At 49.4% G+C, this 23927-nt stretch carries 21 protein-coding genes; all 21 read left to right on the top strand.

The window, feature by feature from the left end; all coding sequences use genetic code 11:
* Positions 1-32: 32 nt before the first annotated feature.
* The gene (locus ACTO17_RS08215) at positions 33-1943 is read left to right on the top strand and encodes a V-type ATP synthase subunit I (RefSeq protein WP_482557585.1); all 1911 of its coding nucleotides are present in this window, start codon (positions 33-35) and stop codon (positions 1941-1943) included.
* Between the two features lie 32 nt (positions 1944-1975).
* Complete coding sequence (locus tag ACTO17_RS08210; protein ID WP_482557584.1) at positions 1976-2389, top strand: ATP synthase subunit C; 414 nt, start codon at positions 1976-1978, stop codon at positions 2387-2389.
* A 12-nt stretch (positions 2390-2401) separates the two neighbouring features.
* A complete protein-coding gene (locus ACTO17_RS08205) occupies positions 2402-2710 on the top strand; it encodes a V-type ATP synthase subunit F (RefSeq protein WP_172538336.1) in 309 nt (102 codons plus the stop codon).
* A gap of 26 nt (positions 2711-2736) precedes the next feature.
* A complete protein-coding gene (locus ACTO17_RS08200) occupies positions 2737-3297 on the top strand; it encodes a V-type ATP synthase subunit E (RefSeq protein WP_172538337.1) in 561 nt (186 codons plus the stop codon).
* Positions 3294-5060 (top strand): V-type ATP synthase subunit A, encoded by a 1767-nt coding sequence (locus tag ACTO17_RS08195; RefSeq protein ID WP_482557583.1) that lies wholly within the window; start codon positions 3294-3296, stop codon positions 5058-5060. The genes ACTO17_RS08200 and ACTO17_RS08195 overlap by 4 nt, the downstream gene beginning before the upstream one ends.
* A 10-nt stretch (positions 5061-5070) precedes the next feature.
* Positions 5071-6438, top strand: a complete 1368-nt coding sequence (locus tag ACTO17_RS08190) for a V-type ATP synthase subunit B (protein WP_482557582.1) — start codon at positions 5071-5073, stop codon at positions 6436-6438.
* Between the two features lie 9 nt (positions 6439-6447).
* The gene (locus tag ACTO17_RS08185) at positions 6448-7065 is read left to right on the top strand and encodes a V-type ATP synthase subunit D (protein WP_172538340.1); all 618 of its coding nucleotides are present in this window, start codon (positions 6448-6450) and stop codon (positions 7063-7065) included.
* Positions 7066-7071: 6 nt separating this feature from the next.
* A complete protein-coding gene (locus tag ACTO17_RS08180) occupies positions 7072-8040 on the top strand; it encodes an AAA family ATPase (RefSeq protein WP_482557581.1) in 969 nt (322 codons plus the stop codon).
* Positions 8037-9197: a DUF58 domain-containing protein gene (locus ACTO17_RS08175; RefSeq protein ID WP_482557580.1), complete on the top strand. Its 1161-nt coding sequence runs from the start codon at positions 8037-8039 to the stop codon at positions 9195-9197. The genes ACTO17_RS08180 and ACTO17_RS08175 overlap by 4 nt, the downstream gene beginning before the upstream one ends.
* A gap of 48 nt (positions 9198-9245) precedes the next feature.
* Complete coding sequence (locus tag ACTO17_RS08170; RefSeq protein WP_482557579.1) at positions 9246-11738, top strand: DUF4129 domain-containing transglutaminase family protein; 2493 nt, start codon at positions 9246-9248, stop codon at positions 11736-11738.
* 140 nt (positions 11739-11878) lie between these two features.
* Positions 11879-12316: a hypothetical protein gene (locus ACTO17_RS08165; protein WP_482557578.1), complete on the top strand. Its 438-nt coding sequence runs from the start codon at positions 11879-11881 to the stop codon at positions 12314-12316.
* Positions 12313-13929, top strand: a complete 1617-nt coding sequence (locus tag ACTO17_RS08160) for a methyl-accepting chemotaxis protein (RefSeq protein ID WP_482557577.1) — start codon at positions 12313-12315, stop codon at positions 13927-13929. The genes ACTO17_RS08165 and ACTO17_RS08160 overlap by 4 nt, the downstream gene beginning before the upstream one ends.
* Before the next feature lie 64 nt (positions 13930-13993).
* The gene (locus tag ACTO17_RS08155) at positions 13994-14656 is read left to right on the top strand and encodes a GntR family transcriptional regulator (protein WP_172535670.1); all 663 of its coding nucleotides are present in this window, start codon (positions 13994-13996) and stop codon (positions 14654-14656) included.
* Positions 14643-15863: an NADP-dependent isocitrate dehydrogenase gene (locus tag ACTO17_RS08150; RefSeq protein ID WP_482557576.1), complete on the top strand. Its 1221-nt coding sequence runs from the start codon at positions 14643-14645 to the stop codon at positions 15861-15863. The genes ACTO17_RS08155 and ACTO17_RS08150 overlap by 14 nt, the downstream gene beginning before the upstream one ends.
* A 12-nt stretch (positions 15864-15875) precedes the next feature.
* Positions 15876-17783: a ribosomal protection-like ABC-F family protein gene (abc-f, locus tag ACTO17_RS08145; RefSeq protein ID WP_172535668.1), complete on the top strand. Its 1908-nt coding sequence runs from the start codon at positions 15876-15878 to the stop codon at positions 17781-17783.
* 93 nt (positions 17784-17876) lie between these two features.
* Entirely contained in the window at positions 17877-18521 is a 645-nt protein-coding gene (locus ACTO17_RS08140) for a redox-sensing transcriptional repressor Rex (RefSeq protein WP_172535667.1), read from the top strand.
* Positions 18522-18525: 4 nt separating this feature from the next.
* Complete coding sequence (locus ACTO17_RS08135) at positions 18526-19152, top strand: hypothetical protein (RefSeq protein WP_172535666.1); 627 nt, start codon at positions 18526-18528, stop codon at positions 19150-19152.
* Between the two features lie 119 nt (positions 19153-19271).
* A complete protein-coding gene (locus ACTO17_RS08130; protein ID WP_482557575.1) occupies positions 19272-20825 on the top strand; it encodes an NAD(P)H-hydrate dehydratase in 1554 nt (517 codons plus the stop codon).
* Positions 20822-21991 carry an alanine racemase gene (alr, locus tag ACTO17_RS08125; protein WP_482557574.1) on the top strand — a complete coding sequence of 390 codons (1170 nt, stop codon included), beginning with the start codon at positions 20822-20824 and terminating at the stop codon, positions 21989-21991. Before ACTO17_RS08130 ends, alr begins: the two co-directional genes overlap by 4 nt.
* 67 nt (positions 21992-22058) lie before the next feature.
* The gene (locus ACTO17_RS08120) at positions 22059-22406 is read left to right on the top strand and encodes a type II toxin-antitoxin system PemK/MazF family toxin (RefSeq protein WP_135987814.1); all 348 of its coding nucleotides are present in this window, start codon (positions 22059-22061) and stop codon (positions 22404-22406) included.
* Between the two features lie 72 nt (positions 22407-22478).
* Positions 22479-23852 carry a hemolysin family protein gene (locus ACTO17_RS08115; protein WP_482557573.1) on the top strand — a complete coding sequence of 458 codons (1374 nt, stop codon included), beginning with the start codon at positions 22479-22481 and terminating at the stop codon, positions 23850-23852.
* Positions 23853-23927: the final 75 nt, after the last annotated feature.

The raw sequence follows: 23927 nt of genomic DNA, 5'->3' as shown, positions 1-23927 counted from the left end.
ATAAGAATACAGGAGGATTGGAGGAGGAAGCATTGATTGAGAAAATGAAGTTGTTGCATATTACCGGTCCCAAAAATGATATTGACCGGGTGGTGAAGCTGTATTTGAATAAATATGACATTCATTTTGAAAATGCAATGACAAGCCTGAACAATTTAAAAAATGTACGGCCTTTTGTGGAAACAAATCTGTACAGGGAAGCCGCCCAGAAGGGGGAAGAATTAAAGCAATATCTGGAAGTCTCAAGGAAAACGGATCTGGAGGTGACGGCAGAGCAGGCCCGGGAAATTATTTTTGCAGCCCACGAACAGTTGGCGGATGTGTTAAAACAGCAGGAAGAGGTGCAGGAAAAGCAGCGGGAACTGAAAGAATGGATGGCGGAGATCGCCCCCTTTATCGGCCTGGATTTTGAACTCTGCAAGCTGCGGGATTTCCATTTTATTGATTATCAGTTTGGCAAAATCAAAGTGGAGAATTACCATAAAGTGGAGCAGTATGTGTTTCATAACCCCTACACGCTGTTTTATGAGTGCAACAACGACAGCGAATATGTCTGGGGTGTTTACTTTGTACCCCATACCCATCTGGTGGAGATTGAAGCCGTCTATGCTTCGTTTCATTTTGAAGCGATTCAGGTGCCGGATAATCTGGAGGACACCCCCAGACAGGCATTTGAACAGGCCAGGGAGCTTCTGCAGAACTATCAGCAGAAATTGGAAAGCTTAAAGCTGCAGGCGGTAGAGCTGGTGAAGGACAAAGAGCAGGAGATTCTGGCAGCCTGCGAATGTCTGAAAAGCTATTGTGACAATTTTGAAATCCGCAAATATGCAGCCTGCACCAGAGCCAGGGAGGACGGCATTGAGCACTATATCCTGTATGGATGGATGGCCAGGAAGGATGCAGAACAGCTTCAGCGGGAAATTGCCATGGATGAACATATCAACTGTGTGGAGGAGGAGCCGGGGGATGACTTAGACAGCAAGCCTCCCACCAGGCTGAAGAATCCGAAGATATTAAAGCCTTTTGAAATGTTTGTGGAAATGTACGGGCTGCCCGGCTACAACGAGATGGACCCCACCCTGTTTATTGCGCTGACCTATACCTTTATGTTCGGCGTAATGTTCGGAGATGTGGGACAGGGGGCATGTTTGTTAGCGGGAGGAATCCTGCTTTACAGGATTAAACACATACGGCTGGCAGGAATTGTGGGCGTGGCCGGCGTCTGGTCTGTAATTTTCGGGTTCCTGTACGGAAGCTTCTTTGGATTTGAAGAAATGATTCCGGCGCTGTGGATGAAGCCCATGGACAATATTATGAATACGCTGATGCTTGCCATTGGATTTGGCGGAGTGCTGATACTGGTGGCGATGGTATTGAATATGATCAATGCCGTCCGCGCCAGACAATACGGAAGGCTTCTGTTTCACCAGAGCGGACTGGCAGGATTAATCTGCTATGGATTTGTGTTTTTCTGCGTTCTGCTCTTTGCTGCCGGGCACGGCCTGCCGGCAACGCTCCTGATTGGAACGGCAGTGGGCGTTCCGCTGATTGCAATATTGCTGAAAGAGCCTTTAAGCCATTTTATTGAGAAGAAAGGCAGCCTGTTTCCGGAGGGCAGTAAGGTGATGTTTTTCGTGGAGGCTTTGGTGGAAGGCTTTGACGTGGTTCTCAGTTACGCCACCAACACCATTTCTTTTGTGCGTGTGGGGGCCTTTGCCTTAAGCCATGCGGGCATGATGGGCGTGGTAATGACCCTTGCCGGCCTGGAGAAAGGAAATCCCAACTGGGTGATTATTATACTGGGGAATGCCCTTGTGGCCGGCCTGGAGGGGCTGGTTGTGGGAATTCAGGTGCTTCGTCTGGAGTACTATGAGATGTTCAGCCGTTTTTATACAGGGGATGGAAAACCTTTTGTTCCATTCAGAAAACAGGAAGAGAGATAACAGAATTGATTGTTTAACAGGAGGATAGGAAAATGGTAACGAAAATTATATTAGTGGTGATTTTACTTTGCAGCATGATAATTCCGGTGGGCGGATTCTTACTGAGCAAGCGGAAAGAGGGCGGATTTAAGGCGGCGTTGGCCAGCAATTTGTTTTTCTTTTTCGGAACGGTGCTGGTGGCGGATATTTTACTGTTCAGCGGCAATGTACAGGCAGCCGGAGAAGCGGCAGAAGCCAGTGTGGAAGGATGGCGTTATCTTGCAGCGGCTTTGTCTACGGGACTTTCCTGTATCGGCGCGGGAATTGCCGTGGCAAGTGCGGCAAGCGCAGCTTTGGGCGCTTTGAGCGAGGATTCCAGTATTATGGGTAAGGCATTGATTTTCGTGGCTCTGGCAGAGTCCATTGCTTTGTATGGTCTGCTGATTTCTTTCTCAATTCTGGGATAGAGGAGATCGGCTATGAAGATGTATTTAATCAGTGATAACAGGGATACCTGGACGGGAATGCGGCTGGCCGGCGTGGAAGGCGTTGTGGTGCATGAGCGTCAGGAATTAAAGGAAGCTCTGGATATGGCAGTTCAGGATAAGGAGATTGGAATTGTACTGCTGACAGAGAAGTTCGGCAGGGAATTTCCGGATTTGATTGATGAAGTAAAGTTAAACCGGCGCCTGCCCCTGCTGATTGAGATTCCGGATCGCCACGGAACCGGCCGGAAGGAGAATTTTATCACAGATTACGTCAGTGAGGCAATCGGACTGAAACTTTAGAAGCTGTCCGGACGGGAGGAAAAGGAATGCAGATAAAGGAAAAGCTGGAAGTATTTCAGAAGTTTACCATCAATGTGGCAAACAGTGAAAGTGATACGTTAATTCGTGAATATGAAGAGGCCTGTCAAAGAGAGAATGAAGAATTCCAGAAGAACAGGCAGATGGAGATGGAGCATAAATTTCAGATGGAAGAAACCGCAATCCGCCGGGAACTGAACCGGAAAGTATCTGAGGAGGTAGTGCGTCAGAAGCGGCTGTTGGACAGCTGTAAGCGGGAGTGGGAAGAGAAGCTGTCAGAAAAGGTGAAGGAGAGGCTGAAGCAGTATCAGCAGACAGAAGATTACCAGAAGTACCTGGCTGCCAAAATCAGGATGGCGAAGGAAGTGGCCGAAGAAGAGGAAATTACAGTTTATATCGATCCTGCGGACGCAGATAAAAAAGAAAGGCTGGAGCGGGACACAGGGGTGGAATTAACGGTCAGCAATATGGAATTCGGCGGAGGAATCCGGGCAGTGATCCGTTCCAGAAATATTTTAATTGATGAATCCTTTATGACGAAATTAGAGCAGGAGGAGACGTTTTTATGAATGTAACAGGAAAAATATACGGAATTAACGGGCCGATTATCACCATTTTGGGTAATCTGGGATTTAAAATGTCTGAAATGGTCTATGTGGGAGAGCACCGGCTGGTGGGGGAAGTGATTGGTCTGACCAAAGAGCAGACAACCATCCAGGTGTTTGAGGAAACCACAGGCTTAAAGCCCGGAGAACTGGTGGAGGGCGCCGGACGCGCTCTTTGCGTCACTCTGGCGCCGGGCATTATTACGAATATTTTTGATGGAATCGAGCGTCCCCTGCAGCTGATTGGGCAGCAGTCAGGCGCCTACATTCCCCGGGGCGTCAATGTGGATTTATTGGATCGGGAAAAGAAATGGGACACAAAGATTACGGTGAAGGAAGGGGATATCCTGACGCCGGGAATGGTCATTGCGGAAGTGCCGGAAACGCCTGCCATTGTCCATAAGGTTATGGCGCCGCCGGAAGTGGAGGGCACTGTGATTCGCGCAGTGAAAGACGGGCAGTACACCATAGAGGAGACTCTGGCTGTGATCCGCACCCGAACCGGGGAGGAGCAGAAGCTGACTATGACGCAGCGGTGGCCCATCCGTATTCCAAGACCCATCCAGAGAAGGTATCCGGCGGATCGCCTGCTGGTAACCGGACAGCGGATACTGGATACCCTTTTTCCCATTGCAAAAGGCGGGACGGCAGCCATTCCGGGAGGCTTCGGAACCGGAAAGACCATGACGCAGCATCAGCTTGCCAAGTGGTCGGATGCGGATATTATCATTTACATCGGATGCGGCGAGCGGGGAAATGAAATGACCAATGTGCTGGAGGAATTTTCTCAGCTGGTAGACCCTAAAACTGGAAATCTTTTGATGGATCGGACCACATTGATTGCAAATACTTCCAATATGCCGGTGGCGGCCCGGGAGGCAAGCATTTATACCGGGCTTACCCTGGCTGAATATTACAGAGATATGGGCTACCATGTGGCGATTATGGCAGATTCCACGTCCCGTTGGGCGGAAGCGCTGCGGGAATTGTCCGGACGTCTGGAGGAAATGCCGGCAGAAGAGGGCTTTCCGGCTTATCTGGCCAGCCGCCTGTCTGCGTTTTACGAGCGGGCCGGGTATGTGGAGAATTTAAACGGCACAGACGGAAGCGTTACGATTATCGGGGCAGTTTCTCCCCAGGGCGGTGATTTTTCTGAGCCGGTGACCCAGAATACCAAGCGTTTTGTCCGCTGTTTTCTGGCATTGGACAAATCTCTGGCTTATGCAAGGCATTATCCGGCCATCAACTGGCTGACCAGTTATACGGAATACTTAAATGACCTGGAAGGATGGTATGGGGCCAATGCAGGAGCAGATTTTATTCCCTGCCGGAATGAGCTTTTAAATATTCTTACCACAGAGAGCCGTCTGAATGAGATTGTAAAGCTGATCGGAAGCGACGTGCTGCCGGACGACCAGAAGCTGATTCTGGAAATCGCAAGGGTGATTCGCTTAGGATTTCTGCAGCAGAATGCGTTTCATGAGGAGGATACGTTTGTTCCCCTGGAAAAACAGCTGCGGATGATGAAGGTTATTCTCTATCTTTATGAAAAATGCAGAGAGCTGATTGAGATGGGGATGCCGATGGCATTGCTGCGGGAAAACCGTATTTTTGAGAAAGTAATTGCCATCAAATATGACGTGGCAAATAAAGATTTGTATAAATTTGACGAATACCGGCAGATGATCGATGAATTTTACCGGGGTCTGCTGGAAACCAATGCATAGGAGGGCGGATATGTCAATTGAATATTTAGGATTAAGTGAAATCAACGGCCCCCTGATTGCATTGGAGGGGGTAAAAGACGCTTTTTTTGAAGAAATGGTGGAATTCGTGGTGGAAGGCGGCAAGCGCAAAAAAGGGAAAATTGTGGCCCTGAGCGAAGATAAGGCAGTCATCCAGGTCTTTGACGCCACGGATGAAATGTCCCTGAAAAACACCCATACCAGATTAAGCGGCCATCCCATGGAGCTGGGCCTGTCGCCGGAAATTCTGGGAAGAACCTTTAACGGCCTGGGAGAGCCTGTGGACGGTCTGGGAAAAATCAATCCGGAGGTTACCCTGGATGTCAACGGACTGCCCCTAAATCCCTGTGTCAGAGAATATCCCAGAAACTATATCCAGACGGGAATCTCTGCCATTGATGCGCTGACCACGCTGATTCGGGGACAGAAGCTTCCGATTTTTTCCGGAAACGGACTTCCCCATGATCAGCTTGCAGCCCAGATTGTGGAGCAGGCGTCTCTGGGGGAAGGCTCCAGGGAGGAGTTCGGCATTGTATTTGCCGCTATGGGGGTTAAATACGATGTGGCGGAATTTTTCCGCCGGAGATTTGAGGAGAGCGGGGTAAGCTCCCACGTTACCATGTTTCTGAATCTGTCCAACGATCCGGTGGCGGAACGTCTGATCACCCCCAAGGTGGCTCTGACTGCGGCGGAATATCTGGCATTTGAGAAAAATATGCATATTCTGGTGATCCTGACGGACATGACTTCTTTTGCAGAGGCCATGCGGGAGGTATCGGCTTCCAAAGGGGAAATCCCAAGCCGGAAGGGATATCCGGGATATCTGTACAGTGAACTGGCTACCTTGTATGAGAGGGCCGGAATTGTCCGGGGAAGAAGCGGAAGCGTAACCCAGATTCCGATTTTAACCATGCCCAACGACGACATTACCCATCCCATCCCTGACCTGACCGGATATATTACCGAGGGACAGATTGTGCTGGAGCGTTCTCTGCATCAGAAAAATATCTATCCGCCCATTAATGTGCTGCCTTCCCTGTCCCGTCTGATGAAGGACGGCATTGGAGCGGAATACACCAGGGAGGATCATCAGGATGTGGCAAATCAGCTTTTTTCTTCCTATGCCCGGGTGGGAGAAGCCAGGGATCTGGCCAGCGTTATCGGAGAAGATGAATTGTCTGATACAGACAAGAAATATCTGGAATTTGGCGTCAGATTCGAGCAGGAATTTGTGGCCCAGGGAGTGATCGAAAACCGCGCCATAGAAGAAACGCTGGATATTGGATGGAGGCTTCTGCACATCCTGCCCAAAGAGGAATTAGACCGGATTGATACCAAGATCTTAGAGAAACACTGGTGAGGTGGCTAGATGGACCCTAATACATTTCCAACCAAAGGCAATTTAATGCTTGCGAAAAATTCCCTGGCGTTGTCCAGGCAGGGATATGAACTGATGGATAAGAAGCGGAATATCCTGATTCGGGAACTGATGGAGCTGATTGAACAGGCGACGGATATTCAAAAAGAAATTGACGTGACCTTTACCAGCGCTTACCAGTCATTGCAGAAGGCCAATATTCAGATGGGCATTCATGAAGTGGAGGCGTTAAGCCTCAGCGTGCCGGTGGAAAATTCCATTTCCATTAAGCGCAGAAGCGTTATGGGAACGGAGATTCCCAAAGTGGAATATGACGCCGGTGAGTTAAAGCCCTCGTATCCGTTTTACGGGACAAAAATGTCCCTGGATGAAGCCTGCGAGAAATTTCAGAAGGTGAAGGAATTGACCATACGTCTGGCCCAGGTGGAAACCTCCGCTTACCGCCTGGCTTATAATATCAAGAAAACCCAGAAGCGCGCCAATGCCCTGCAGAATATCACCATTCCCAGGTATGAGTCATTGACTAAGAGCATACAGAGCGCATTAGAGGAAAAAGAGAGAGAAGAGTTTACCCGGCTGAAAGTGATTAAGCGGATGAAGAACCGGTGATATAGGATGAAAAGATCAAAAGAAATGGAAGCATACAGGCAGCAGATGCCTGCATTTGCAGTGATCCATGAAGTGAAAAAGGCCGTTATCGGCAAAGACGACTGTATTGTGAAAGCCGTGGCTGCCATTCTGGCAGGAGGCCATATACTTTTAAACGACATTCCGGGTGTGGGCAAAACCACCCTGGCAACGGCATTGTCCAAATCCATGTCCCTGCAGCAGAACCGGGTACAGTTTACCCCGGATGTGCTGCCCTCGGATCTGACAGGATTTTCTATTTATCAGAAGGAATCCGGTTCCTTTGTCTATCAGCCGGGAAGCGTAATGTGCAATCTGCTGCTGGCGGATGAGATTAACCGGACTTCTCCTAAGACCCAGTCGGCTCTGCTGGAGGTCATGGAGGAGCAGAAGGTAACGGTGGACGGCGTCAGCCGGAAGGTTCCCTCTCCGTTTATTGTGATTGCCACCCAGAATCCTGTGGGAAGCGCCGGAACCTGGATGCTGCCGGAGGCTCAGCTTGACCGCTTTATGGTCTGTCTGCAGCTGGGGTATCCCAGTATGGAGGATGAAATCAATATTCTGAAGGGAAAGCAGGGAAGGGAAGCGATAGAGCCGGTGATCACCCGGGAAGAATTGCTTGAAATGCAGCAGCTGGCGTCCCAGGTGTTTGTACAGGAAGAGATTTATCAGTATATCGGTGCACTGGTACACAGTACCAGGACTGATCCAATGGCAGAGCTTGGGATCAGTCCCAGAGGTTCTTTGAATATTCTGCAGATGGCAAAGGCCCTGGCGTTCCTGCGGCAGAGAGATTATGCGGTTCCGGAGGATGTAAAAGATGTGTTTTTGTCTGTCTGCGGCCACCGGATGGTATTAAATGCCAAGGCAAGGGTGGCTCGCATGGATGCAGCGCAGGTGTTGGAGGAGATTTTAAGAACTGTGCCGGTACCGAAGGCGGTCAGGGGAAGAGAATGAAAAATAAATTTTTCTATCTGCTTGCGGCAGCAGGCGCAGGTTATGTGGCAATTATTTATAACAGTAAAGGGTTTCTGACATTGTTTGGGGCTGCAGTGCTACTGCCGCCTTTTTTGCTATGTATCTTGTGGTATGTCGGAACACATATGGAATGCGGACTTTTATTTTCTCCCTATCCGGAGAAGGACGGCAGGTATCAAATCAGTCTTTTGGTAAATAATAACAGCCCCTTTTATCTGGCGGAGATCCGCGCAAAAATAGTGATGAAACCTGTGAAAGAAAGCGCAGACAGCCGTAAAAGGGCGGTTCTGGGAACCGGGAAAGCCTGCTTTGGCGGGAGATTCCCGGGGTACAGAAGGAAAGTGTTTCAAGTGAAGCTTTCAGGGAGAGCCGGCGCCGGGGAGAATGTGAAGCTGGTTGGAACAGCGGAAAATCTGGATTTTGGGATGTGGCAGGCAGAATGCCGTTTTCTGACCTGTTATGACTGCCTGGGGCTTTTTGGGTGGAAAAAGAAAGTGAACCAGACAAAGCAGGTGATGATTTTTCCGGCATGTTATGAGACGAATATTCAGGCGGGCATCCGCACCAGACTGTTTCTTTCGGACGGGGAGATCTACCATCCCCAGACGAAGGGAGATGACCCGGCGGAGATTTTAACTTTGCGGGGATACCAGAAGGGGGATCGGCTGAACCGGATTCACTGGAAACTGTCAGCCAGAACGGAGGAATTAATTGTGGCTGAAATGAGTATGCCGGTTGGCTGCAATGTGGCGCTGTTTTTAGACGCCTGCACAGACGATATGACCCAGGAAGCCCGCCGGGCTTACTGGGAGGCAGTGAACACGGTTTCTCAGGGGCTTCTTGCGCAGGAGTGTTTTCATTATCTGGTGTGGTATGATGAGAAGGAACAAAGACTGCAGCGCCGGGCGGTCCGGGAATTTCAGGATTTGACGGATTTTTGGTGCGGGATTTTAAGATACCGGATGGGGCGGTGCAGTTTTTTTAAGGAATATGGACAGGCGTTTCGGGGAGAAAGCTATGTGACCGGGATTCTGTGGAACCAGGAATTGGAACTGCACTGTAACGGAAAATTTCTGATGAAAGGGGAGCCGGAGCGGCTCAAAGAACAGATGCAGGAGTTGGAGCTGCTGGTGTGAGTTCAGAAGATGAATCACAGGCTGTAACAGTAAAGGAATCGAATGAAAATGGCTGTAAACTTTCGTTTAAAAAAACCGTCAACTGAATACCGGTGCATTCCCGTTTCTTTCCGGCTGAAAGCCGGAATCTGTCTGTTTCTGACTCTGTGCGGTATGTTTCTGTGCATGGAGCATATACTGCTGTCCCAGACAGAGCCGAAAACAATGTTTTTACTGGCAGGGCTGCTTTTGATTCTGGCAGAAATTATGTATCTGGGAAGCAGGCAGAGACTGGCTGTCAGTCTGTTGTATGCAGCGGTTCTGGGAGCGGCAGTGCGCCAGAATCAGCAGATTTTTACAGAGGGCGCAAAAGAGATTACCAACCGTATCCTGAATCTGGTTAACAGATATTACCGGACGGAATATCTGACCTGGTTTGTGAGACCCAAAGGGGAAGAAAAAATCTGGTGTTTTGTCCTTTTGTGCGCATTGGCGGGATTTCTGGAGATTCTGCTGTTTGTATCTGTCAGCAGTGGGGCTTTCGTAGCAAATAAATCTGCTTTTAAGAAATGGAAAGAGCGCGCTGCATTTCTGGGCATTCCTGCCGTGCTCCTTGTCCTGGGATGTTATGTGGGAATTTCCCCTCCCAGGACAGGGATGCTGCTGATACTGACAGGGTTTCTGGCAGTGAATCTGGAGCCTGAAGAGAAAAGGGCATGGATTCCGGGGGTGGGGCTTGCAGCGATTCTTGCGCTGTCAGCCGCTTTTTCAGAAAGCAGTCTGGCCCGGCAGCTGATGGAGCGCTGGCATGAACCCTGGTATCAGAGACAGCTGTCACTGGAGGATCAACTGATGGAATTAACGGATAAAATCACTGGAATCCGGTTATTTTCCAAAAACGAAGCACAAAGCGAATATCCTCTTGGCAATGACAAGCCTCAGCAGACAGGGAAGGAACTGTTTCGGATTACCGTGGACAGCCGGCCGGAGCAGACCTTGTATCTCCGGGGATTTATCGGAGGGGATTATGAGGACGGAAGCTGGAAAGCAGTGTCAAAGCAGGAATTTTCCCACTGGGCCCAGAGCCAGGGGCTGTCCAATCAAAAATGCAGAGATGCGGTGCAGAATTATCCTTACCAGATTTTAAAAGAGTATGAAAAAACAGACCGGGAATACGCATCCCGGAAGGTAACCATAGACCTGGAGCATCCTTTTTCGGGCTATACCCTGACTCCGTATTATACGGAAATTTCTGAGGAGCAGTCCGCAGAAGGGGACGGGATGCTGACGCCTCTGGAGCAGAAAAAATTTCTGTGGAACAGCTTTCTGTTTCTAAAAGACTGGCAGCGGGAGGGTTTTCATTCTATGGATACCTGGAAGCAGGAAGTATCCGTCGGTGAACTGTCAGTCCAGGCAGAAGGAGAGAGTATCTGGGAGAATTACTGCGCGTATGCGCAGCAGGTCTATACCCGTCTGCCCGCTCAGGGGCTGGAGCGGGTGAAGGAACTGACCGCGCCTTATGCACAATTAAATTTGTGGGGAAAGCAGGAAGAAGGTTCTGAGAAAGAAGAAGAGACAAGTCAGGAGATTCAGCAGGGACAGGCGCTGAGAATTCCGGAATACAGAATCATGCAGACAAAAATGCTTCTCTGGTCTGAGACAGAGTACAGCCAGAATTTAGAACCGGTGCCGGAGGGAAGGGATTACACGGAATATTTTTTACTGGAGCAGAAGAAAGGATTCTGCGTCCACTATGCCACGGCAGGGACGCTGATTCTGAGGATGTTTGGAATTCCAGCCCGGTATGTCAGTGGATATGTGGTATTTCCGGAGGATTTTAAACGGAACCAGGACGGAACCTACACAGCCGTGGTAAAAGATCTGCGGGGCCATGCCTGGACCGAAGTGTTTCAGTCTGAAACGGGATTTTATCCTCTGGAAGTGACGCCGCCCCTTTATCTGGATATCCTGCAGGAGTTAAAGCCGGGAGAAGATGCGGACAGGCTTTTGGAAGCGAAACAGGGTGCAGGGGAGAAGAAGATACAAAACGAATCGTCTGAGCCAAAACAGCAGGAGAAAGAAGAAAATGCCAGGAATCTGACCCAGGAAAAGGATTTGCAGAAAGAAGAAGCGGCAGCTGGGAAAGCCCAAAACGGCGGAACAGAGAAGGAAAGCAGAAAGGACGTCATACCAAAACCTGTGAAAGCTGCAGGTATCTGTCTGGCAGGAGCAGTTCTTATGCTGGGGCTGCTTTGGCGGGGGAAGAGATATCTGAGAAGGAGGCGTGAGGCGGAATTCTATCAGGCAGATCGCAGTAAAGGCGCGCTGGCCATGGGAAAAGCCCTGGAAAAATTATTACAATCAAAAGGCCTGGAGCGTAAACGGGGCATGAGCGATCAGGAGTACGGAGCATTTCTGGCCCGGGAGCTGCCGGAGGCGGATTGGGAGAAAGCCGTCGGGATCTGGCAGAAAGCGGCTTTTTCCAGACAGGGCATTACAGAAAAAGAATTTGCGGCTGCAGAAGAATTTTATCGGGAAATGGTCAAAAAACTGAAAAAATAGGCAGTCTGGAAAAGAATGGGAAAAGTATTTTATTTTTTATCTGCCTGTGCTACAATTATTAATAAGAAGTTTATATTTTCAACCAGAAGGCGAAACAGCCGGAACATGCAATACTACAGAAACGAAAGCGGGGAACTGAAATGAGTGAGAAAGAAAAGAAAAAGACAAAAACAGCCAGTGCAAAACGGCGGGGACTGGGCCTGACAGTAAAACTGACAGCAGCCGTTATTATAAGCGTTATGATTGCAGTGTCAGCGCTGCTGGCAGTGGTGTACCAGCGAATGTCCCAGACATTGTTGCAGAAAAGTGAGGAAATGCTGCACACCACCACTGAGAAAACCCTTCAGGAGACGAAGGCATGGATGAACGGGACGCTGGCCATGATGAAAATGCAAAGAGATACCATTGAGTATGAGAATATGGACGTGACTGCCATTGCAGAGTATGTGAAGCATACGGCCGGACAGAATGAAGCGTATCCGGCGGGATTGTATGTGGCATTGACAGACGGGCGCTGTATCATGCGTCATATGTGCCGGGACCGGATTACAGTCCTCTGGAAAAAGGATGGTATTTGATTGGACTGGAATCGGAAGAAATTGTTTTAAGCGATGTATATCTGGACGAGGCCAGCCAGTCTTATGTGGTGGGAGCGTCCGGTATGCTGAGAGGCCCGGACGGCGCAGTGCGGGGCGTTGCGGCGGCAGATGTGAATCTGGACTCTATTTCTGAAATTGTCAGTGAAAGCCAGATTGAGGATAACGGCGGAATTTTTCTGGTGGATACCCTGACAGGCACCATTATCGGTCACAAGGATTCGGCGGTGGTTGGAACGAAGCTGGGCGAAAGCGGCGGTATGTATGCTTATGCAGAGAAACAGCTTCAGTCCGGGAACACAGGGCTTGGCCTTTACAAAGACACGTATGTTGAGATTGCAGAGGTTGAAGGAAGCAGTTGGGCGGCAGTGGCTTATGTGTCCAAAGAAGAAATATTGTCGGAGCTTTATGATCTGACCTATATTATGGCAGTTATGTCGGCGGCAGCCGTACTTGTCATGACTCTTTTAGTGGTAATTCAGGTTCGGAGGATTATCGGCAGGCCGGTGAAGGAGCTGAGCCGGGCGGCTACCCGGATTGCGGAGGGAGAACTGGATCAGACCATCCGCTACAAATCCAGAGATGAACTGGGCATCCTGGTGGATGATTTCAACCAGGTTACCGTAAGGCTGAAAGACTACATAAAATATATCAATGAAATCTCAGACACTCTGCGGGAAATTGCCCGGGGAAACCTGGCCTTTGAGCTGAAAAATGAATATACCGGCGAATTTGCCAGAGTCCGGGAATCTTTAGAAGAGATCGCTGTGGAGCTCAATATGATTATGGGGCAGATGAGAGTGTCGTCCAGGGATGTGGCAGCCGGGGCGGCGCAGATTTCCGGCAGCGCGGTAAACTTGTCCCAGGGTTCGGCGGAGCAGGCCGCAGAGGTGGAAGCTTTGTCCGGAAATATTGAAAAAGCGGCTGACAGCGTGAAAAAGGTGGCGCAGGGGGCCCAGAAGGCCAGCGGTATATCGAAAGAAACCAAAGACGGATTGCTAGAAAGCAATACCAAGATGCAGAATATGCGGGAAGTGATTCAGCGAATCAGCGAGAAGTCCAACGCCATCCACAAGATTGTGAAAACCATTGATGATATTGCGTTTCAGACCAATATTCTTGCGCTGAACGCAGCCGTGGAGGCGGCCCGGGCAGGAGAGTCCGGAAAAGGCTTTGCAGTGGTGGCGGAGGAAGTGCGGACCTTGGCAGGCAAATCTGCCACTGCAGCCCAGGAAACCACGGAGCTTTTGGGAGAGACCATTAAATCCATGGAACAGGGAGTTATTGCAGCCGACGATACGGCCCAGTCCATGCTTGCCGCGGCAGAGATGGCGGAGGAAATGGATCAATTAATCTGCGGCATTGCAGATTACACAAAACAGCAGGCTGACATAGCAGAGGATATCAGTCACGGAATTGAGCAGATTTCCATTGTGGTGCAGAGTAATGTGGACACAGCGGAATCCGGCGCTGCAGCCAGTGAAGAATTGTCCGGCCAGGCAGCGGCCGCTGAAAGAACTGGTTTCCAGATTCCGTTTAAAAGAATAAAAGAAGGTGTGAAGCTGGCCGGTTTTTCAGAAATAATTTCCCCTTGACAAAAAAATGCATAAATGTATACAATAATTCATGGAAATTATTTTCCGGCAAGGAGGGTCTGGTTTGGATGGAATAAGTCATTCACTGGGGCAGCAGGTCTTTCAGAAAATCAGAGAAGAGATTTTAGACGGAACATATGCTAAGGGAAAAGAACTGAAAGAGACAGCCATAGGAGAAGAACTGGGCGTGAGCCGTACGCCGGTGCGCGAGGCGCTGCGGCAGTTGGAATTGGAAGGGTTAATTACCATTATTCCCAATAAAGGGGCTTTTGTGGTAGGTTTTTCAGGGCAGGATATCCGGGATATTTATGAGATGCGCCTGGCCCTGGAGGGATTGTGTGTAAAAAGGGCGGCATTGTCTGCCGACAGGGTTCAGATTGAGCGGATGGAGGAAATTCTCTATCTGGCGGACTTTCATTACAGCAAAGGCCATATGGAGCTGATGGCGGGACTGGACGACAAGTTTCACGGGCTTCTGTATGAAGCGGGCGGGAGCAAAGTACTGGAACACGCCCTGAAGGACTATCATCAGTATCTGTGCCGGGCGAGAAAGACCAGCTTATCCAACCGGGAACGGGCGCAGCAGTCTAACCGGGAGCACTGGAGAATTTTGGAGGCCGTCCGGGAACAGAATGCCGAAAAAGCAGAAGAAGCAGCCAGGATGCATATCAAATGCGCAATTCAGAATATGGAAATATCAGGAGGAAGAGAGCATGGACAAGATTAAAATGACAACACCGTTGGTAGAGATGGACGGGGACGAGATGACCCGGATTCTCTGGAAAATGATTAAGGACGAATTATTGTGCCCCTTTGTGGACTTAAAGACAGAATATTATGACTTAGGGCTGGAATACCGGAATGAGACAGACGATCAGGTAACGTTTGATTCCGCCAATGCCACCAAAAAATACGGCGTTGCGGTAAAATGCGCCACCATCACTCCCAATGCGGCCCGTATGGAGGAATATGATCTGAAGCAGATGTGGAAAAGCCCCAACGGAACCATCCGCGCAATTTTAGACGGAACTGTATTCCGCACCCCCATTACAGTGAAGGGGATTGAACCCTGTGTGAAGAACTGGAAGAAGCCCATTACCATTGCAAGACATGCTTACGGGGATGTGTACAAGGCAAGCGAGATGAAGATTCCGGGAGCGGGAAAATGCGAGCTTGTCTATACGGCAGAGGACGGCACGGAAACCAGAGAGCTGATTCACGATTTCACCGGGGCAGGAGTGATACAGGGACAGCACAACCTGAATGGTTCTATTGAAAGTTTTGCAAGAAGCTGTTTTAATTACGCACTGGACACCAAACAGGATTTGTGGTTTGCAACCAAGGATACCATTTCCAAGAAATATGACCATACCTTTAAAGATATTTTCCAGGAAATCTATGAAAAAGAATACGATGAAAAATATAAAGCAGCCGGAATTGAATATTTCTACACGCTGATTGACGATGCGGTAGCCCGTATTATGAAAGCGGAGGGCGGATTTATCTGGGCGTGCAAGAATTATGACGGAGATGTGATGAGCGATATGGTAAGCTCCGCCTTCGGCTCCCTTGCCATGATGACTTCCGTACTGGTATCTCCCGAAGGCTACTACGAATATGAAGCGGCTCACGGAACCGTGCAGCGTCATTACTATAAACATCTGAAGGGAGAGGAAACCTCCACCAATTCGGTGGCGACAATTTTCGCCTGGACCGGCGCCCTCCGCAAGAGAGGGGAGCTGGACAGGCTGCCGGAGCTTTCCGCATTTGCGGACAAACTGGAGGAGGCATGCCTGTCCACCATCGAATCCGGCAAGATGACCAAAGACCTTGCGCTGATTACCACACTGAAGGATGTGACTGTTTTAAACAGCGAAGGCTTTATCAAAGCAATCCGGGAAAAACTGGAAACATTATGCGAACATAACTGTTAAGGAGAGAGAACCATGATTTTAGCCTGCCAAAACATCAGCAAAGCCTTTGGCACCGATGAAATCATACAACATGCTTCCTTTCATATTGAAGAAAATGAAAAGGCGGCGATTGTAGGAATCAACGGAGCGGGAAAGACCACCCTGCTCCGGATTATTATGGGAGAACTGGAGGCAGACGAAGGAACTGTGGTTCTGGCGAAAAACAGAACCATCGGATATCTGCCCCAGAATCCGGATATCGCGGGAAACCGGACGATTTATGAAGAAGTGCTTTCTGCCAGGCAGGAAATGGTTGACATGCAGGAAGAACTGATTGCCATGGAGCAGGAAATGAGCCGCGTCACAGGGGAAGCCCTGGAGCGGCTGATGGAAAGCTATAACCGCCGGAACCTGGAATTTGAACAAAAAGGCGGCCAGTCTTACAAAAGTGAAATCACAGGGGTGCTGAAAGGCCTGGGATTTACCGAGGAAGAATTTGCCAAGCATATGCAGGAATTGTCCGGCGGGCAGCGTACCAGGGTGTGTCTGGGCAAACTTCTGGTGACAAAGCCGGATGTGATTCTTCTGGACGAGCCCACCAACCACCTGGATATCGGCTCCATTACCTGGCTGGAGACATTTCTGCTGAATTATAAAGGAGCGGTGGTAATTGTCAGCCATGACCGTTATTTTCTGGATCGGGTGGTTGGCAAAGTAGTGGAATTGGACCGCTGCAGAGTATCGGTATTTTCCGGCAATTACAGCGCTTATGCCGTGAAAAGAGCCCAGGTGCGGGAGGCTTTGTTAAAACAGTATTACAATCAGCAGCAGGAGATCAGGCATCAGGAGGAAGTGATTGCCAAACTGAAATCCTTTAACCGGGAAAAATCCATCAAACGGGCGGAAAGCCGGGAAAAAATGCTGAACAAAATAGAACGGCTGGAGAAGCCCACAGAGGAGAATACAGACATTCATCTGCAGCTTAACCCGGGCATTGTCAGCGGAAACGATGTGATTTCGGTGGAGCGTCTGGCGAAAGCCTATCCGGGGCAGCCGCTGTTTCAGGAGCTGTCCTTTGAAATCAAACGGGGCGAGCGGGTTGCGCTGATCGGAGATAACGGAACGGGCAAAACAACGATTCTGAAAATTATCAACGATATGGTGAACGCAGATCAGGGCGCGGTCAAACTGGGAACCAACGTGCATATCGGATACTATGATCAGGAGCATCAGGTGCTTCATTCGGGAAAAACGCTGGTGGAAGAGATTTCCGACGAATATCCTTATCTGACCAATACGGAGATCCGGAATGTACTGGCGGCCTTCCTTTTTACCGGAGACGACGTGTTTAAGCGGATTTCAGAATTAAGCGGCGGAGAACGGGGCCGCGTGTCACTGGCAAAGCTGATGCTTTCGGAAGCAAATTTTCTGATTCTGGACGAGCCTACCAACCATTTGGACATTACCTCCAAAGAGATTTTGGAGCAGGCGTTAAACCGCTATACGGGAACGGTGCTGTTTGTGAGCCATGACCGGTATTTTATCAATAAGACGGCAACAAGAATTATGGAGCTGACCGGCGGCAGACTGGTAAATTATATCGGAAATTACGATTATTATCTGGAAAAATCCAGGGAACTGACCGATATTTATGTATCGGGCAGAGAAACGGCTCCGAAAACGGAAACTGTCAGCAGCAACAAGGCGGACTGGAAACAGAAGAAAGAAGAGCAGGCCAGACAGCGGAAGCTGGAAAATGACAGGAAGCGCACCGAGGACAGCATCGAAGCCGCAGAGCAGCGGATCAGTGAATTGGAAGAAGCGTTTTCAGACAGTGAAATCGCAACCAATTCTGCCAGACTGCAGGAGCTGCACCAGGAATATGAAGGGCTCAAGAAGGAGCTGGAAGAACTGTATGAGCATTGGGAAACACTGCTGTGACATGTTTCCCACATTGACATCCGGAATCAGATTGTTTATAATAAAAAAATGAAAAAACGGCGAGCGGATGCCCGTGAAACAGGAGAAGAGAGAATGGAAAAAGGAATATCACAGGCAGTAATCCGAAGAATGCCAAGGTATTACAGATATCTGGGGGAACTTCTGGATGATGGGGTGGAGCGGATTTCATCCAATGAACTGAGCGCGAGAATGCGTGTGACCGCCTCCCAGATACGGCAGGATTTGAATAATTTCGGTGGGTTTGGACAGCAGGGATATGGCTATAATGTGAAGTATCTCTATGATGAAATCGGCAAGATTCTGGGAATGAATCAGCAGCACAATATTATTGTGGTAGGGGCCGGCAATCTGGGGCAGGCGTTGGCCAATTACATTAAGTTTGAGAAATGGGGATTTGTAATTATCGGGCTGTTTGATGTGAATTCGGCATTAAAAGGGATTTCCGTCCGGGGAATTAAGGTGCGCATGATGGATGAACTGGAAGAGTTCCTGAAGAAGAACAAAGTGGATATTGCCGCCCTTACCCTGCCCAAAGAGAAGGCGGATGAGGTGGCAAACGGACTGGTGAATCTTGGAATTCGCGCAATCTGGAATTTTGCCCATCTGGATCTGGAGCTGCCGGAACATGTGGTGGTGGAAAATGTACATCTTTCAGACAGCTTGATGCAGTTATCTTATAATATTGAGAAAACAGAAAAATCCAAAGATAAGAAGTGAGCATATGAGTAAAAGAAAAAACACAAGCCCCGGATTTGAAAAAATTGCCCAGACAAGGGAGCTTCCGCCGTTGGTGTTGGATCAGAAATGGCATCAGTTATTTCTGGACGGCAGCAAGCCGGCAAAGGTGGCGAAGCTGGAGCAGAAGGTCAGCGGGCACCTTTCCAGACAGGGACATCTGACCCAGGAGCTCAAAGAGCTGAAATCTCTGAAAAACAAGCTGATGAAAAATATTGTGGCCAATATGGATGAAATTGGAGAACAGGGACAGGAGACCGGCAGGCTTCAGGAGAACCGAAGGCTGATTACAGAGATCAATCAGCGGATGGATTCCTGCCGCGGGGAGCTGGACAAACTGCAGGATACCATGAGACAGGACAATGAACAGCTGATGGCGGAGACGTTGGAATACTGTTATGGAATCATGAACAGCAATGAGAAAGAACAGGAGGAACTGGCTCAGTGGATTGCGAAGACCCGGACAGAGCTGAAGGTAAAGATTATCCGCAAGGACGCCATTGAGGATCAGAGCCGCGCAATTTATGCGTACCTCCATGATATTTTCGGGGCCCAGGTCATCGGAGCTTTTGATTTGAAATATGGAGAGGAATATAAAAGAACAAAGAAATAAAAGGCAGTCTTGGCAGAACTTGTCAGGGGTGTCTTTTTTCGGAGTTTATTGTGCCTTTTCCCAAAAACCGCAGTCTGTATCCGGAGCGGTTTTTGCCGGAACCGGCTTAGGAGGTTGGAATGAGGATTCTTTTAGACAGCAGGCAGATGAAGCAGTGCGACAAGAATACGATAGAGCATTTCGGAGTGCCGTCTCTGGTTCTGATGGAGCGGGCGGCTTTAAGTACGGCAGATGAAATTGACAGATATTTCCGGGAGGGCGGCAAAAAGGGGCAGGCCGCGGCCGACAGGGAAACGTCCGGAAAGAAACGGACGGCTCTTATAGTCTGCGGATTTGGAAATAACGGCGGAGACGGCCTTGCCATCGGCCGCATACTGTTTCAGCGGGGCTATGAGGCAACAATCGTAATGCCGCCGGAGTCAGGAAGAATTTCTGAGGAAACAAGAACCCAGAAAGAGATTTTGGGCCATTACGGAATAGAGCTGATGCACGATATGCCAAAGGGAGAGTTTGATGTTGTGATAGACGCGCTGTTTGGCATCGGCCTTACCAGGAACCTGGAAGGGGTGTACCGGGAATATTTGACGGAAATGAATCAGAAATCTGGGCTGAAAGTGGCGGTGGACATTCCCTCCGGCGTCCATGGGGACACAGGAGAAGTGATGGGCGTTGGTTTTTTGGCAGATCTTACAGTGACCTTTGCCTTTGCAAAGCCGGGGCTTTTGCTCTATCCGGGGGCGGAATATGCCGGAACGGTTCTGGTAAAAGATATTGGAATTGACAGCCGCAGCTTTTTAAAAGAGCAGCCTTTTTTGTTTGCTGCGGAGGCGCAGGATCTGAATGGGATTCCTTCCCGGAAAAACCGTTCCAACAAGGGCAGCTACGGGAAAGTTCTGACGGTGGCAGGGCAGAAAAATATGGCGGGAGCTGCTTTTTTCAGCGGAAAAGCCGCCTATCTTACGGGCGCGGGGCTTGTACGGATTTTTACAGAAGAACAGAACCGGATCATTTTGCAGGAGCTGCTGCCGGAAGCCATTCTGACTGCCTGGGAGGGAATAAAATTTCCGGAAGAGCTTCTGTCGCAGGCCCTTTCCTGGGGAACTGTCATTGCAGCGGGGCCGGGGCTTGGCACAGGAAAAAACGCAGGGAAAATTATAAAATTTATTTTAAAACAGGCGAAGGTTCCGGTGATTCTGGATGCGGACGGGCTGAATGTCCTGTCAGAGCATTTAAAATGGCTGAAAGAGGCGTCGGCTCCTGTAATTATAACGCCTCATCTGGGAGAGATGGCAAGGCTCACCGGGAAAAGCATTGGGGAGATACAAAAGCATTTATTGCAGGTTGCACAGGAATTTGCCAGGGAATATAATGTAATATGTATTTTGAAAGATGCAAGAACCATCACCGCATGGCCGGACGGCCGGGCCTGTATCAATACCAGCGGAAATCACGGGATGGCTACGGCAGGCTCCGGCGACATACTGACCGGAATTCTGGCAGGGCTCATTGCCCAGGGAATGGAGCCGGCTCAGGCGGCTGCGGCAGGGGTGTACCTGCACGGGGCTGCGGGGGATCTGCAGGCGGAACACACCGGAACTTACGGCATGATGGCCCGGGACATTCTGGATGGGATCGGGATAGTTCTGAAAGAAATAGAAAGGATACCGAGATGAAATCATACAGCAGGGTGTATGCGGAAATAAATCTGGATGCAGTCAGCCATAATATCGCCCAGATAGAACAGAGAATCGGAAAAGATACAAAGATTATGGGCGTGATCAAGGCAGACGGATACGGTCACGGCGCCGTTCCCATCGGAAAAGAACTGGAGAGGATGGAATCGCTCTGGGGTTATGCCGTTGCGACAGCGGAGGAAGGGGAAATTCTGCGCAGAAACGGACTGAAGAAGCCTATATTGATTTTGGGCGCTGTATTTCCAGAAAAGTATGGAATTCTGGCTAAGAACGAAATCCGTCCTACGGTATATTCCATGAAACAGGCCGGGGAACTGGAGCGTTTTGCAGAAAAATGGGGCTGTGTGTTAAAGGTTCATCTGAAAATAGACACAGGCTTAAGCCGGCTGGGATTTCAGGTGACGGAGGAGGCGGCAGAAGAACTGGCACAGATTGCCGGGATGCCGCATATCATAGTGGAAGGGATATTTACACATTTTGCAATGGCAGACGCCCGGGACAAAACCATGGCAAAAGAGCAGCTGCGGCAGTTTCAGAAGATGAAGGAGATGATGTCCCGGCGTGGAATTTCCATCCCCATCAGCCATTGCGCCAACAGCGCGGCAATGATTGACCTGCCGGAATCAGGCATGAGCCTGGTGCGGGCCGGAATCAGCCTTTACGGCATGTGGCCCTCCGGGGAAGTCAGGAAAGAAAATCTGGATTTGCAGCCGGCGCTGTCCTTAAAGAGCCGCATTGTATTTCTGAAAGAACTGGAGCCGGGGAGAACCATCAGCTACGGGGCCACTTATGAAACGAAAAAGCGTCAGAGGATTGCCACAATTCCCGTGGGGTATGCAGACGGGTATCCCAGAAGCCTTTCCAACCGGGGGTATGTGCTGATCCATGGGAAGCCCGCCCCTGTCTGCGGCCGTATCTGCATGGATCAGTTTATGGCGGATGTGACGGATATTCCGGAGGCAGAAGAGGGGGATGAGGTGACACTGGTGGGAAAGGATGGCGCCAGAGAGATTTCCATGGAGGAAATCGGAGATTTGTCCGGCAGGTTTAACTATGAATTTGCCTGTGATCTGGGAAAACGTATCCCCAGGGTTTACCGGAAAGAGGGTAAGATAACGGAAACCAGAGATTATTTTGGAGAATAAACTGTATACACACGAAAAAATTGGGAAGAATAGGAAATAACCTATAAAGTTTTGGAGTGTGAGAAAAGTGATTATTCATCGAGGAGATATTTATTATGCAGATTTACGGCCGGTGGTAGGTTCCGAACAGGGAGGAGTGAGGCCGGTGCTGATTATTCAGAATGATGTGGGAAACCGGCACAGCCCCACAGTGATCTGTGCGGCTATTACATCGAAAATGAACAAGGCGAAGCTTCCCACCCATGTGGAACTGGAGGCGTCAAGGTATGATTTGATGAAGGATTCGGTGGTGCTGCTGGAGCAGCTGCGCACCATTGATAAGCAGCGGCTGAAGGATAAAGTATGCCGTCTGGACAGCGAAATATTGAAAAAAGTAGACAGAGCGCTTGAGATCAGCCTGGAATTGTATACATAAATCTTGACTAATATGCATGAAAATGGTATATTTCAAGTGTTTTAGAATACAAATGCAAAAGGAGCATGAAAAATGGAGGATGGCGGGAGTCCGGTCATAGGGCTTATGGTATTTTTGGTTTTGGTAGCGGTCAACGGAGGTCTGTACGGGTTTCTTACGGCTTTGGAGGAAGTGACGGAGAGCCAGGTGCAGAAACGGGCGGAGGAAGGCAGCAGGCATGCGGCCTGGCTTCTTTCGGTGATGGACGATCCTTACAAAACCAGGCACGCAATTCAGATTATGGTAACTTTTGTCAGCGGTATCTTCGGAATCTACCAGATACGCCTGTTGGGAAATTTTCTGGTTCGCAGTTTATCGCAGGAGGGGGCAGACCCGGGAATCCGAAGCTTATGTTTTATTCTGGCAACGGTGGCGGGAATTTTCTTTTTTGCGGTAGTCGGAATTATTGCGCCTCAGAAGATTGCAGCAAGGAAGCCGGAGCAATGGCTCTTTGCGCTGGCGGGGCTTCTTCACGGCATGGTGTCTGTACTGAGATTTTACACTTACCCGGCGGAGAAGATTTCCAATCTGGTAGTCAGGCTTGCGGGGGTGGACCCAAATGCAAGTTTTGACGATGTGACGGAAGAGGAAATTATTTCCATGGTAAAGGAAGGGCATGAGCAGGGAGTTCTGCAGGCCAGTGAAGCGGAAATGATTCACAATATTTTTGCCTTTGATGACAAGGAGGCCAAAGATATTATGACCCACCGCAAGCATGTGGCGGCCATTGAGGGCAGGACGCAGCTGAAGGATGCTCTGGAATTTATTCTGGAGGCAAATAATTCCAGGTTTCCGGTATACAAGGATGATATTGACAATATTATCGGAATCATACATATGAAGGACGTTATGATTGAGAGCCGGAGAGGGGAGCGTCTGGACTGGGCCGTACAGGATATCCCGGGACTGGTCCGGGAAGCGTTTTTTATTCCGGAGACAAGAAATATCAATGACTTGTTCAAGGGCATGCAGTCGAAAAAAAACCATATGGTAATTGTGGTGGACGAGTACGGGCAGACAGCGGGCATTGTGGCCATGGAAGATATTCTGGAAGAAATTGTCGGAAATATTTTTGATGAATACGATGAAGAGGAAACTACCATCATAAGCCAGCCGGACGGAAGCTTTATGATGAGCGGACTGGCGCCTTTTCAGGAAGTCTGCGGAATCCTGGAGCTTGCTTTAGAGGAAGCGGAGTATGAGACTTTAAACGGATTTCTGATTTCCCTGATTGGAAGGATACCGGGGGAACAAGAACAGTTTGAACTGGACTGTGAGGGGTGGCGTTTTCATGTGCTTTCCGTCAGGGACAAGATGATCCATACGGTAAAAGTGACAAAACACGAGAGGATTTTCCGGGAATCGGAGGAGGAACTACAACAGAATGTAGAAGCTGAAATCAAATAGCATACTAAATCTTGTCATATTTGCCAGAACATGATAGAATACAGAATAGAGAGAAAGAGAAGCAGAAAAGAGGAA

The sequence above is a fragment of the Petralouisia sp. genome (assembly GCF_056822245.1).
Note: the sequence above shows the minus strand (reverse complement) of the source record. Positions and strands in the feature narration are given on the sequence as shown.